The organism is Variovorax sp. V116 (assembly GCF_041154435.1).
In the GTDB taxonomy this organism is placed as follows: Bacteria; Pseudomonadota; Gammaproteobacteria; order Burkholderiales; family Burkholderiaceae_C; genus Variovorax; species Variovorax paradoxus.
The window spans coordinates 560104-572699 of sequence record NZ_AP028662.1 but is presented as its reverse complement, the minus strand read 5'-3'; the positions used below and the strand labels follow the sequence as shown (position 1 = coordinate 572699).

Annotated in this window: 13 protein-coding genes; 9 read left to right on the top strand and 4 right to left on the bottom strand. The window is 64.6% G+C overall.

Annotated features, from left to right (window positions below; all coding sequences use genetic code 11):
* Window positions 1-201 precede the first annotated feature (201 nt).
* Window positions 202-924: an IclR family transcriptional regulator gene (locus tag ACAM58_RS28700; RefSeq protein ID WP_259347611.1), complete on the top strand. Its 723-nt coding sequence runs from the start codon at window positions 202-204 to the stop codon at window positions 922-924.
* Window positions 921-1361, top strand: coding sequence for a PaaI family thioesterase (locus ACAM58_RS28695; RefSeq protein WP_369665002.1), 441 nt, complete (start codon window positions 921-923; stop codon window positions 1359-1361). Before ACAM58_RS28700 ends, ACAM58_RS28695 begins: the two co-directional genes overlap by 4 nt.
* Before the next feature lies 1 nt (window position 1362).
* Here the strand turns inward: ACAM58_RS28695 and ACAM58_RS28690 are convergent, their stop codons facing one another.
* From ACAM58_RS28690 to ACAM58_RS28680, 3 genes are all read right to left on the bottom strand, one after another.
* Window positions 1363-1491, bottom strand: coding sequence for an SDR family oxidoreductase (locus ACAM58_RS28690; protein WP_155736615.1), 129 nt, complete (start codon window positions 1489-1491; stop codon window positions 1363-1365).
* A 141-nt stretch (window positions 1492-1632) separates the two neighbouring features.
* Complete coding sequence (locus ACAM58_RS28685; RefSeq protein WP_081247550.1) at window positions 1633-2169, bottom strand: DUF2274 domain-containing protein; 537 nt, start codon at window positions 2167-2169, stop codon at window positions 1633-1635.
* Window positions 2054-3562, bottom strand: coding sequence for a sigma-54-dependent Fis family transcriptional regulator (locus tag ACAM58_RS28680; protein ID WP_062365371.1), 1509 nt, complete (start codon window positions 3560-3562; stop codon window positions 2054-2056). The genes ACAM58_RS28685 and ACAM58_RS28680 overlap by 116 nt, the downstream gene beginning before the upstream one ends.
* A gap of 256 nt (window positions 3563-3818) precedes the next feature.
* Between ACAM58_RS28680 and ACAM58_RS28675 the strand changes: the two genes are divergently transcribed.
* The 7 genes from ACAM58_RS28675 to ACAM58_RS28645 all read left to right on the top strand — a co-directional run bounded on the left by ACAM58_RS28675 (window position 3819) and on the right by ACAM58_RS28645 (window position 11098).
* Window positions 3819-5021, top strand: coding sequence for a substrate-binding domain-containing protein (locus tag ACAM58_RS28675; protein ID WP_062364746.1), 1203 nt, complete (start codon window positions 3819-3821; stop codon window positions 5019-5021).
* Between the two features lie 112 nt (window positions 5022-5133).
* Window positions 5134-6627 (top strand): PHB depolymerase family esterase, encoded by a 1494-nt coding sequence (locus ACAM58_RS28670; RefSeq protein WP_062364747.1) that lies wholly within the window; start codon window positions 5134-5136, stop codon window positions 6625-6627.
* A gap of 20 nt (window positions 6628-6647) precedes the next feature.
* A complete protein-coding gene (locus ACAM58_RS28665) occupies window positions 6648-7418 on the top strand; it encodes an ABC transporter ATP-binding protein (protein WP_062364748.1) in 771 nt (256 codons plus the stop codon).
* Window positions 7415-8149, top strand: a complete 735-nt coding sequence (locus ACAM58_RS28660; protein WP_062364749.1) for an ABC transporter ATP-binding protein — start codon at window positions 7415-7417, stop codon at window positions 8147-8149. The genes ACAM58_RS28665 and ACAM58_RS28660 overlap by 4 nt, the downstream gene beginning before the upstream one ends.
* Entirely contained in the window at window positions 8146-9165 is a 1020-nt protein-coding gene (locus ACAM58_RS28655) for a branched-chain amino acid ABC transporter permease (protein WP_062364750.1), read from the top strand. Before ACAM58_RS28660 ends, ACAM58_RS28655 begins: the two co-directional genes overlap by 4 nt.
* 11 nt (window positions 9166-9176) lie before the next feature.
* Entirely contained in the window at window positions 9177-10247 is a 1071-nt protein-coding gene (locus ACAM58_RS28650; protein WP_369665001.1) for a branched-chain amino acid ABC transporter permease, read from the top strand.
* Window positions 10244-11098, top strand: coding sequence for an alpha/beta fold hydrolase (locus ACAM58_RS28645; protein ID WP_062364752.1), 855 nt, complete (start codon window positions 10244-10246; stop codon window positions 11096-11098). Before ACAM58_RS28650 ends, ACAM58_RS28645 begins: the two co-directional genes overlap by 4 nt.
* Before the next feature lie 328 nt (window positions 11099-11426).
* Here ACAM58_RS28645 and ACAM58_RS28640 read toward each other — a convergent pair whose 3' ends face one another.
* A complete protein-coding gene (locus tag ACAM58_RS28640) occupies window positions 11427-12572 on the bottom strand; it encodes an ABC transporter substrate-binding protein (RefSeq protein ID WP_369665000.1) in 1146 nt (381 codons plus the stop codon).
* Between the last annotated feature and the right edge of the window lie 24 nt (window positions 12573-12596).

Genomic DNA, 12596 nt, shown 5'->3' with positions numbered 1-12596 from the left:
GGCCCATTAATTGTCAACAGCGTCTATGAATTGTCTATAGACAATCACGAATCGGGTGCTCCCCGCGAAAGCCATGTGGATTCAGGCGGAATGCGCATCCGGCAAAGCGTCGTATGCTTTGCAAAACTCGTGACCTCCTACCGTATGCCTGCTGCTGTTCCAGTCCCTCCCCCTGCCAACAAAGGGCCTCGCGTACGCCCCGTGCCGGCGGTTTCTCGCGCCCTGGCCATCCTCCAGTTGCTGGCCAGATCCCCCGAGCCGTTGACGCTCAAATCGATTTCGGAAGGCCTCGACCTGGTGACGAGCACGTGCCTGCACATCCTGCGTGTGCTCGTCGATGAAGGCATGGTCAAGGTCGAGCCGGGAACGAAGCGCTACAGCCTGGACGTCGGCGTGCTCTCCCTGGCACGCAGCGTGGCCGAGAACAATCCGTTTCCGGCCCGCATCCAGGCCGCGCTCGATCGGCTCTCCGAGGCATGGAACGTCACCACGATCGGCGTCAAGGTCTCCGGGGTCGAGGACCTCGTGGTGCTTTCGCTGGCGCGCTCGCGTGGCCCTTTTCGGCTCTATGTGGAGGTGGGCAGCCGCTTTCCCGCACTCACCAGCGCGACGGGACGGCTCGTCTCTGCCTACGCCGATCTGTCGGATGCGGAGTTGGCCCGCCGCTTCAAGACCCTGGCCTGGGAGAACCCTCCCGATCTTGAAACCTGGAAGAAGGAAGTGCGTGCGGCGCAACGCAAAGGATTCGCGATCGACCGCGGCAATTACATGAGCGGCATCACGGTGATTGCCGTTCCGATCTTCGACGCCCAGAAGCGCATGACGCACGCACTGGTCGCGCTCGGCGTGGCGGACCAGATGACAAGCGAGCGCACCAAGTCGCTGACGGTGGACCTGGTGCGAGAGGCAAAGGCATTGTCATGACCGGCGCCGAGCCCCAGGGCGCTCCCGGTGATGCGATCACCGCGCTGCAGGACGCCGGCTGGCGGCAGCGCGCGCTGCGCGGATTCGCGGACCGCATGGGGCCCTTGTGGACCCGCAAGGAAGCAGAGGGATGGGCCTACGGCATCCTCGCGACGCCGGACCATCTGAACCCGGGCGGGTTCGTTCACGGGGGCGTGCTCTGCGCCCTCTTCGACCACGTCGTCAGCGCCGTTGCCTGGGAAGCGGTCGACCGCCGCGCATGCGTGACGGTTCAGCTCAACACACAGTTCCTCACGGCGGCTCGCGAGGGGCAATTTCTTGAAGCACGGGGTCGCGTTGTACGCGCGACGTCCACTCTGGTCTTCGTGGAAGCCACGCTGAGTTGTGGAGACGCGGAGTTGCTGCGGGGCTCCAGCGTGCAGAAGATCATGGGCTGAATTACGTCACACCATCGACCTTGATGTCGACGCTGGTCACGAATGAACTTTCGTCGGATGCGAGAAACAGTGCGACATGGGAAATTTCCTCCGGCTTGTCGACGGGCCAGCATCTTGCCGTGCATGCAATCCACCCACTCCTTGTCTTTGAGCTGTTCCTTCGTCTGGCTTTTTTCGATCACGCCGGGTGAATGGAACTGGCCTGCATGCCATGGCACGTCAAAACAGATTGCGGTCGCCTCCCACACCTGTAGTCCTTCGCATTCAAAACTCAAGTTGCTTCGGTCTCGACGGGAGGAAACTGACGCTCTCTCGAAGTATCGCGTCGACGTTCACTGCTGCGGAAGGCCTTGAACCCCCGATCCCGCGCAATGAACGCGGCGAGCATGTGCGGAACCAGCGCCACCGCTCCGACTGGCCCATGCATGCGGCCATATACCTCGGCATAAGCTCCGGCAGAAGCATTTACCGAATGTCTGAGGGAAATACTGGAAAAGCGTCGGCTCAGGCGATATTCGAAAGAGGAAGCGGCGCTGTCCAAAACGGGAAAACGTGCTTGGCAATCCCGAGCACGGAGTTGGATCAGTTCGGCGCGTCCAATGCCAATGGCCTGCCCCGAATTACCAGCCAAGAGCCAACCGAGACCCGGCGAGATTGGCCACCGAGGAGCAAGAAAAGTTGCAGCGCAATGTTCATGTGCCTTCTGCCTCGCCCCCTGCCGCGAGTTTCTCGTACAACGCCGCACGAGAGATGCCGAGCAGCCGCGCGGCGGCAGCCTTGTTGCCCTTAGTGGCGGCAAGGGCCACATGAATGCTCTGAGCCTGCGCCTCCGCGATTGCCTGATGAAGCGGCTTGACCGCTGCTCCAGTGCATGCGCTGGAGACGGCGGGAGGCGCGGAGTCGTTGCCCGGCACGACATCGCCAGCATGTCCACGTGGCACAGGCTGCCCCGGCTTGGCTGCCGCTTGAAGCAGCCGCACGAAGTGCGCTGCCTCGAGCACGAGGTCGTCGGTCATCAGCGACGCCTGCTCCAGCACGTTGCGCAACTCGCGCACATTCCCCGGCCACGGCCGGCTTGCCAACAACTCCATGGCATCGGGTCCGACCGCCCTCGGTGCCAGCGCGCTCCGGCGTGCGATGTCTTCCGACAACGCGTCCACCAAGTCCGGCAGGTCTTCCAACCGCTCGCGCAACGGCGGCAGGCGGATCGGCATCACGTTGAGCCGGTAGTAGAGATCTGCGCGGAAACGCCCGTCCTCCACCATCGCCTCGAGATCGCGGCTCGTTGCGGAGACGATGCGCACATCGACCCGCTCCACGCGATTGCTGCCGAGAGGCTCGATCTCCTGCTCCTGCAAGACCCGGAGCAGCTTGCTCTGCAGTGCCATCGGCATGTCGCCAATCTCGTCGAGGAACAGCGTGCCGCCATCGGCCAACTTGAACTTGCCATCGCGCCCTTTGCGATCGGCACCCGTGTAGGCCCCCGGCGCCACGCCGAAGAACTCGGCCTCTAGCAGCGTGTCTGGGATGGCGGCGATGTTGACACTGACGAAGCGACCGGCGGACCGCCGGCTCGCGGCGTGCACGGCATGCGCAAGAAGCTCCTTGCCCGTGCCCGTCTCGCCAAGAAGCAGCACCGTGGTGTCGGTGACAGCGACGCGCCGCACTTGGCGCTTCACCTCTGCGACCGCGGCACTGCTGCCAACGAAACTTGCGAGGGAATACTTCGGACGCCGCTCGGCCGCCAGTCGGCGCCGAGTGTCCTCGAGTTCGCACTGCAGATCGACAAGCTTGCCGATCAGCGGCTGCATTGCCCCATCCGGCTGATCAGCGAGCACCAGAGACACCCCGCCAATCACGTTGCCCTGCTCGTTGCGCAGGGGCAGCCGGCTGACGAGGAAGGCGCCATACTGGTTGGTCAACAGATCGACGACCACAGGTGTGCCTGTGTCAATCACCTTGCCCATGAGCGAGTTGGGCACGACTTCCTCGATCCGTCGGCCGAGGACGCCGGAGTCTGCGAACGGCCCGAGCGCGATGAAGCGTCGGTAGCCCTCGTTGAACCAGACGATGCGGTGCTCTCGGTCCAGCACGATCATTCCCATCACCGCTTCGGCAAACGTGGCAAACATGCGCTGCGCGGCGAGCTGGAGCACACCGCCAGGGTCGAGCGCGTCAGTGGAGTCGAGATCGGGCGTCATGGCGTCCGTCAAGTGTAAGCGCGGGCTGCCGTCTGCTTGCCATGTTGACCACACAGTCGCACCACCGTCCGCCCAACAAGACAGTTGTCTGGTTTCACGACCACCCAGACATGGCCGTATGTCAACCGCTCAGGACAGCACGACGGCCTCTTGGAGTCGCGCTGGAATGCACTCCCTCGCAGCCACGGCACTTTCAGCTGGTGGCATAGGCCTTGCAATCCATCGAACGGTTTGACCATAACTCAAGGAGACTTCCATGCCATCGAACACGCGCCGCCATGTGGCCGCGGTTGCCATCGCCGCGCTGCTGCCAAGCCTTTTTTCGCCAGCTTCCGCCCAGGCACCAAAGGAAATCCGGATCGCGCAGATCCACAGCCTCACTGGGCCGCTGGAGGCCTACGGCAAGCAGGCACAGACTGGCTTCCAACTGGGCCTTGAATACGCCACTGGCGGCACCATGGCCGTGGCCGGCCGCAAGCTCGTAGTGATCGAGCGCGACGACCAAGGCAAGCCCGACGTGGGCAAGAACTTGCTGGCCGCCGCCTACTCCGACGACAAAGCCGACATCGCGGTCGGCGCCACGTCGTCCGCCGTCGCGTTGGCCATGCTGCCGGTGGCGGAAGAATTCAAGAAGGTCTTCCTCGTCGAGACGGCGGTTGCCGACTCCATCACCGGCGAGCGCTGGAACAAATACGTCTTCCGCACCGCGCGCAACAGCTCGCAGGACGCGATCGCCAACGCCGTTGCGCTGGACAAAGACAACGTCCACATCGCCACGCTGGCGCAAGACTATGCATTCGGCCGCGACGGCATCAAGGCCTTTAAGGAGGCGCTGAAGAAGTCCCGTATCGTGCAAGAGGAATACCTGCCGATGACGACCACCGACTTCACTGCCGGCGCCCAGCGCATCATCCAGGCACTCAAGGACAAGCCCGGCCGCAAGATCATTTACGTCTACTGGGCCGGTGCGGGCAATCCCCTGAAGATCGCGGACATGGACCTCAAGCGCTACGGCATCGAGATCGCGGCGGGCGGCAACACACTCCAGGCAATGGTGGCCTACAAGCCGCTGGCTGGCATGGAAGGCGCAAGCTATTACTACTTCGGCCTGCCGAAGAACAAGGTCAACGATTGGTTGGTGTCCAACCACTACAGCCGCTACAAGGCTCCGCCGGACTTCTTCACGACCGACGGGTTCAATGCCGCTGTCGCGGTGGTCGAGGCACTCAAGCGCACCAACGGCGACACCAGCACCGGGAAGCTGATCGCCGCGATGGAGGGCATGAGTTTCGATTCGCCCAAGGGCACGATTTCGCTGCGCAAGGAAGACCACCAGGCAATGCAGCCGATGTACCACACGCGCATCAAGGACGACCCCGCGTTCGCCTGGGGCGTGCCGGAGTTGATCCGGGAAATCAAGCCCGAAGAGATGAGCATCCCGATCCGCAACCAGCGATAAGCGCTTTGCAAGAGGCGCCCCCGGCGCTTCTGAACCACCCCATTCGCAGGAACGGGCCCGGCCCGTAGGCGCATGCGGCATCGGCAAAAAACAAATAGTTAGGAGACTTGCAATGAAAGTTCACGCGCTTCTTGGCTTGGCCATGGCCATCTCGGCCCTGGCTACATCATCCCCGGCTCAAGCGGTTGTGGCCGCGCTCCCGTCCTTCAACGTAGACACCAGCCAGACCACGGTTTCCGGCATGTCCTCGGGTGGCTACATGGCCAGCCAGCTGGGCTATGCCTTCTCGGCCACCTTCAAGGGCGTTGGCGTGTTCACCGGTGGTCCGTACAGCTGCGGTGGGCACTATCCCGCCAGCAACTGCATGAGCAACGCCGTGGTCAGCGCCAGCATGATCAACACGATGCAGGCCGACATCAACAACTGGAGCGGCACGAGCATCGACGACAAGATCAATGTCACCAACCAGAAGGTTTTCCTGTGGGTAGGCAACAGTGACACGACTGTCGGCCCTAACGAGATGAACGCGGTCAAAACGTTGTACCAGAACAATGGCGTGGCGGCGGCCAACCTCGACTACATCAAGCGCGACAACACCGCCCATGTGATGCCAACCGATTTCGATGCGACGGGCAACAGCGCTTGCAACAACTCGGCCTCACCCTACATCAGCAACTGCGGCTTCGACGGAGCCAAGGCGGCGCTTAGCAAGTTCTACGGCGCGCTGAACGCGCGCAACGATGCGCCCTCGGCGGGCAACTATATCGAGTTCGACCAGAGCGTATTCATCAACAGCAATCCGGGCATGGCCGCCAACGGCTGGCTCTATGTACCGGCCAACTGCAGGGCAGGCGCCGTCTGCAAGCTCCATGTGGTCCTGCATGGCTGCGCGCAGAACTACGCCACTATCGGCGACAAGTACCTCAAGAGCACCGGCTATGCCCGTTGGGCCGATACCAACAGCATCATCGTGCTGTTTCCGCAGACCAAGAACGACGGCACCTATCGCACGACGGCGGCCAGCGGCTGGCTCGCCAACACCGGCGGCTGCTGGGACTGGCTCGGCTGGTACGGTTCGAACTTTGCGCAGAAGGCGGGCACGCAGATGTCCGCGATCAAGGCGATGGTGGACAAAGTGTCTGCAGGCGCAAGCGGCGGCGGCACGCTGCCCGCGCCGGTGGGTGTCAACACCTCGAACGCAAGCGCCAGCAGCATGACGATCGGTTGGGCCCTGGTCACTGGCGCCAGCGGCTACAGGGTCTACCGCGGCGGCGCCCTGGTCACCGCCTCGCCGGTCGCAGCCAGCCCTTACAACGACAGCGGTCTGTCTGCGGACACCACCTACAGCTGGACTGTGCGCGCCGTCGATGCCAACGGCGCCGAAGGCGCGGCCTCCGAACCCGCTTCGGGGACGACCACCCGCAGCGATGCCAGCTGCTACACGGCCTCCAACTTTGCCCACACGATGGCCGCCCGTGCCTATGCGAGCTACGGCTATGCCTTTGCTTACGGTTCCCAGCAGAACCTGGGCCTGTGGAGCAGCACGGTCATCACCACGCTGAAGCGGACCGGTTCCGGCTACTACGTGGTCGGTACCTGTCCTTGATCTGACCTGATAGAAGAACCATGCTTGAAACCAAGAATCTAACGATTCGCTTCGGCGGACACGTGGCGGTCAACGCCGTGTCCTGCAGCTTCGCACCGGGCACGCTGACCGCCATCGTCGGCCCCAATGGCGCCGGCAAGACGACCTATTTCAACCTGATCTCCGGCCAGTTGCCGGCCACCGAAGGCGAGGTGTGGCTGGACGGCGAGGACGTGAGCCGCTTGCCCGCACCGCTGCGCGCGCGGCGCGGGCTGGGCCGCGCTTTCCAACTCACACAACTGTTCCCGCATCTCACCGCGCAGGAGAACGTGCGACTCGCAGTGCAGGCGCGCGAGTCGGGCCGCCACGGCGGCGGCTTCGACCTCGCGCGCGTGTGGCTGGACAGGCGTGCCTGGATCGAGGAGGCGCAGTCCCTCCTTGAGACGGTGCGTCTGCTCGACAAGGCCAACGTGCTCGCCAGCACGCTGGCCCACGGCGACCAGCGCAAGCTCGAGGTCGCGCTCCTGATCGCCCTCGATCCCAAGGTCTATATGTTCGACGAGCCGACGGCGGGGATGAGCGTGGACGAAGTACCGGTGATCCTGGACCTCGTGCGGCAGCTCAAGCAGCGACGCGATTGCGCGGTCCTGCTGGTGGAACACAAGATGGACGTGGTGCGCGAGTTGGCCGACCGCGTCATCGTCCTGCACAACGGACAGTTGGCGGCACAAGGCGAGCCCAGTGCCGTGATGGCGTCGGCCGTCGTTCAACAAGCCTATCTCGGCGTCGTGCCACAGGAGCAGCTCGCATGACCGCCTTGCTGCATTTGAAGGAAGTCCACACGCACATCGGTGCCTATCACATCCTCCACGGCGTGAACCTGGAGGTGCAAGAGGGCGAAGTCACCATGCTCCTGGGCCGCAATGGTGCCGGCAAGACCACCACGCTGCGAACGATCCTGGGACTTTGGCGTGCCTCGCGCGGCGCGTTGCACTTCCGCGGCGCGCCGATCGGGGCACTGGCCACACCGGAGATCGCGCGGCTCGGCATTGCCTATGTGCCGGAAAACATGGGAATCTTCGCCGACCTGACGGTCAAGGAGAACCTCTTGCTCGCGGCGCGAGCGGCAGCCACCGCCGACGCGTTGGACAAAGCGCGTCTGGAGTGGGTCCTTTCGCTCTTTGCCGCACTGAAGAAGTTCTGGCTTTACCCGGCAGGAAAGCTCTCGGGTGGCCAGAAGCAGATGCTCGCGATCGCGCGCGCGATCATCGAGCCGCGCGATCTGCTGCTGATCGACGAGCCCAGCAAGGGGCTTGCGCCTGCGATGGTTCAGAACCTGATTGCTGCATTCGCCGAGCTGAAGCGGCAGCGCACGACGGTGCTGCTCGTGGAGCAGAACTTCGCAATGGCCAAGGCCATTGGCGACCACGTCGCCGTGATGGACAACGGGCGCATCGTGCACACGGGCGCGATGTCCGACCTGGCCGACAACGAAGCGCTGCAGCAGCGGCTGCTCGGTCTTTCTTTAGGAGTACACCAATGACCACCGCCACTTTACCCACGCCTTCGGCCGCAGTGCCGCAGGCGCGCTTCGACCTGCGGCCTCTGGCCCTGCTTGCATCACTGGCGGCCCTGGCGCTCCCTGCGGTCGGCCACCCCGGCACCTGGGTGACGCTGACCGTCGCCGGCCTGGCGATGGGCATGATCATTTTCCTCGTCGCGTCCGGCCTCACGCTGGTGTTCGGGCTGATGGATGTCCTGAACTTCGGTCACGGCGTGTTCATCGCCTTGGGTGCTTATGTCGCCATGACTACCATGCTGGCTCTGGGCGCCTGGGTCGGCAGCGAATCGCTGTGGCTGAACGCTGCCGCAGTGCTCGCCGCAATGCTCGCCGCCGCGGCAATCGTGGCGGTCTCCGGGCTCGTCTTCGAGCGGCTGCTGGTGCGCCCCGTCTACGGCATGCCGCTCAGGCAGATTCTGGTCACCATGGGCGGCCTGATCATCGGCGAGGAACTGATCAAGGTATTCTGGGGGCCCGACCAGCTGGCCGTGCCGCTGCCGCAGGCGCTGCGCGGTTCTTTCTCGTTCGGCGATGCGTCGGTCGAGAAGTACCGGCTGCTGGCGGTCGCTGTCGGCAGCCTCGTCTTCGCGGCGATGTTGTGGGTGCTGACCCGCACCAAGGTGGGCCTGCTCGTCCGTGCCGGCGTACAGGACCGCGAGATGGTCGAGGCGCTGGGCTACCGGATCCGGCGGCTCTTCATCGGCGTATTCGCCGCCGGTTCGGCACTGGCGGGCCTGGGTGGGGCGCTTTGGGCGCTGTACCAGCAGAGCGTCGTGCCGCAGATCGGCACTCAGGTGAACGTGCTGATCTTCACCGTCATCATCATCGGTGGACTCGGATCCACGTTCGGCTGCTTCGTGGGTGCCCTGATGGTGGGCCTGGTCGCCAACTACACCGGCTTTCTGATGCCCAAGCTCGCCCTCTTCTCCACCATCGCGCTGATGGTGGCCGTGCTGCTGTGGCGGCCGAACGGCCTCTATCCCGTCGGGCAGCATTGAGCGCAAGCACCATGATCAACCGACTGCTCTCCCACGACATGCCGCGCAGCCGCTTGCTTGCGCTCGCGCTGGTGCTCATTGCCCTCGCGCTGACTTTCGCGCCGTTGCTCTTTCCCGGCCACAAGGCGCTGGGCGTCGCCGCCAAGGCGCTCGTATTTATTCTGCTGGTGGCGAGCTACGACTTGCTGCTCGGCTATACCGGTGTGGTGAGTTTCGCGCACACCATGTTCTTCGGCATTGGCGCCTACGGCGTGGCGATCGCCAGCAGCCGCCTCGGCGCCGGCGCGAGTTCGATGCTCGTCGGGCTCGGGGCGGCGTTGTTGCTCTCGCTGCTGCTGTCACTGGCCATTGGCCTCTTCAGCCTGCGGGTGAAGGCGATCTTCTTCGCGATGATCACGCTGGCGGTTGCATCGGGCTTCCTGACGCTGGCCTCGCAGCTGAGCCACATCACGGGCGGTGAGGACGGGGTCAGCTTCCGCACCCCCGAATGGTTGTCTCCCTCGTTCGAACTCTTCGAGCGGCCGCTGCTCGGCGTGACGGTCGACGGGCGCGTGCTCACCTATTACCTCTTGCTCGTCGTGGTCGCGGCGAGCTTCCTCGCCCTCCTGCGCATCGTCAATTCGCCTTTCGGCCGCGTGCTGCAGGCCATCCGAGAGAACGACTTCCGGGCGGAGGCGCTCGGCTTCCGCACGGTGGCGTACCGCACCGTGTCAAACGTGCTCTCGGCGTTGTTCGCGACGCTCGCCGGCGCGCTGCTCGCGCTGTGGCTGCGCTACACCGGGCCGGACACCACGCTGTCCTTCGAGATCATGCTCGACGTGCTGCTCATCGTCGTGATCGGCGGCATGGGAACGATGTACGGCGCGGTGGTGGGCGCGGCGCTGTTCGTGCTGGCGCAGAACTACCTGCAGGATTTACTGAAGCTCGGCGGTTCGGTGCTGAGCGGGCTGCCGCTCCTGCCCCAGTTCGTATCACCGGACCGCTGGCTGCTGTGGCTGGGGATCCTGTTCGTGCTGTCCGTGTACCATTTCCCGAGCGGCATCGTTGGCCGGCTGCGCATGTCGCGGAGATCCGAGCCATGACGCCGACATCGCACTACCTCCGCTGCGAAGGGCGCGAACTGCATTACACCGAGTGGGCCGGGCCGAACGCTGCGAGCGACGCGGTGATCGCCTGGCACGGCTTCGCTCGTACGGGCCGCGACATGGACGACATCGCCGCGCAGCTGGCGCAACGCTACCGTGTGATCTGCCCCGACACGATCGGACGCGGCCTGTCGCAATGGAGCCCGGACCCTGCGAATGAATACACGTTGCCGTTCTATGTGCGGCTGGCCGCCTCGCTCGTCGACCAGCTTGGGCTGCCGCATTTCCACTGGCTCGGCACCTCGATGGGCGGTGCGATCGGCATCCTGGCCGCCGCCACGTCGCTCAGAGGCCGGCTGCGCCGGATGGTGATCAACGACATCGGCCCGTGTCCGGCTCCTGAGGCCGTCCAGCGCATCCTCACCTATGCCAGCCGACCGCCGACGTTCGGCAACGTGAGCGAACTCGAAGCGTACTTCCGCACTGTCTATGCGCCGTACGGTCACCTCTCTGAGGCGCAGTGGCGACGCCTCACAGAAACCTCGGTGCGCCGGTTGCCCGACGGCCGCGTCACGCCGCACTACGACCCGGCCATCTCGATGCAGTTGCAGTCAAGCAGTCCGGAAGGGCTGTGGCCAGCATGGGACAGCCTCGATCTGCCCGTGCTTTGCCTGCGTGGCGCGCACTCGGACCTTTTGCTGCCGGATGCTGCGGAGCAGATGCGCACGCGCGGACCGCTCGCGGTGGTGGTCGAGATCCAGGGATGCGGCCACGCGCCTGCGTTGAACACGCCGGAGCAGTTTGCGTTGGTCGAACGCTTCCTGGCCGGAGATGCGCGATTGCCGTAGGCTGCTCAGCCCAAAGGGGCTGGGTGCCATCGGGCCGCGCGGCAAGGGCGCAAGATGCCGCCGTTGTGGCTTCCTGCACCAGCACGGCCGCCGGGTTCCGGCATGGTTCGGGTTTTCTTGCTGACATACACACGTTGCTGATCGTTCCGCCCCCCGCGATCTGGTCGGTAGAGGCGGACGGCAGCAGCGGTGAACGAATCGCCGCACTCGCCACAGTCTGTACGGCCGCCGGACTGATCTACAGGCAGCGCTGCATGTGCATCTCGCACAATCCCGTCCGCACCGAATGCATCGCCGGGCGCAATCTCGTCAGCGCCTCGCCCCACCCTTAGCGCAGCACGGTGCCGCCAGCGCCCAGCAGCGTCACTTCCACAAAGGATGGGCCCAGGTGGCTCGAGGCGGTGTACCGGTAGTCGAGCTCTTCAAGGCTCTGGAGCTCGAAGCCTTCGAGTGCACGCACGTAGCCCTCGCGCGTGAGATTGCGGCCGGCGCGCCGTAAGCCTTCCACAATCACCCGGCCGGTCATGAAGCCCTCCAGGGCTTCGTAAGACAGGGCGTCCCCGCTGCCATGCCGGGCCATCACAGAGCGGAAGTTGCGCGCGGCGCGCGACGGGCCGCGTGGATGCGGCATCACCTGCGTGATCGCGATGCCGCGGACGTCGGTCTCTAGCAGCTCGGACAGTTTGGGCACCGATGTGACCGAGAGGACCCAGGGTGAAGGCAGCGCCGCCCGTGCTTGCGCCCTGTACTGCTTCATCAAGTCGGCCACCGTGCTCGGCGACGTGAACAGCAGCACGGCTTGGGGCGCAGCCTTCACGACCGTCGCGGCCATGCCCCGGCCCTCCCAGTTCTCCGCGGGGTGCGGAACGTCCGCCACCAACTGCGCTTGGAACCGCTGCGCCGCCTTCTGTGCAGCGGCCAGAGTGCTCATGCCGAACGCGTTGTCCTGGTAAACCACCGCCATGCGGCGTATGCCGATCGTCGAGAGATGCTCCACCATGTTCTCGACCTCATTGGAATAGGCCGTGCGGGTGTGGAAGAGGTAGCGGTTGTACACCCGAGCGCCGTCGGCGCCAGTCAGTGCCCCCACCGCCGGCAGCCGATACTCCTCGAGCAGCGGCATCGCGGCCAGCGTGATGCCGCTGCCGCCGATGCAAGCGAGTCCGAATACATCCGCACCCTGCCCGAACGCACGGACGTTCGCGAGTGCCCTGTCGATGACGTAGTTGTCCTCCCGGCGCACCACCGAGAGCTGGCGGCCATGCATGCCGCCTTGCGCATTCACTTGCGCGAAGCAAGCGAGCAGCCCGTCGGTATAGTTTCGGTAGAGGCTGCCCCAGACACTGTCAAAGCCGATGGTCTGACCGAACACCACCTTGTTGTCATAGACGCCTGGTTCGCTGCCGCGTGCAGCCACGATCCACGGCGCCGCGGCTGCCGCGGCACAGAATGCTCGTCTCCGGACGGGGGTCATTCGTGTCGCCTGTGACTGATCGAC